1 pseudogene is annotated in these 300 nt (G+C 64.0%); it reads left to right on the plus strand.

The features are described 5' to 3' along the window. Nucleotides 1–300, plus strand: a pseudogene (locus tag R0J88_RS19430) (ribonucleotide-diphosphate reductase subunit alpha); the annotation flags it as partial.

Consider the following 300-nt stretch of genomic DNA (forward strand, 5'->3'; position numbering starts at 1 on the left):
CCACCTTCGAGGGCTCTTTGCCGACTCCGATCTGGGGCGGTGTCCGCACTCCGCTTCGCCAGTTCTCTTCCTGTGTCGTAGTAGAGGCGAGCGACTCACTGGCCGAGATCAATGCGGCATGTGACGTGGCGAGCCTCTACGGGGCAGCACGCGCGGGTCTGGGCGGCAATCTGGGCATGATCCGCGCTGAAGGCTCTGCTGTCCGTGGCGGCCTGGCCTATCACACTGGCGTCGTGCCGTTTGGCAAGAAGTTCGAAGCGTCGGTGAAGGCATGTTCCCAGGGCGGAATCCGTGGGGCAT

The sequence above is a fragment of the Pseudoalteromonas sp. SIMBA_162 genome, from assembly GCF_046535955.1.
Lineage (GTDB): Bacteria > Pseudomonadota > Gammaproteobacteria > Enterobacterales > Alteromonadaceae > Pseudoalteromonas > Pseudoalteromonas marina.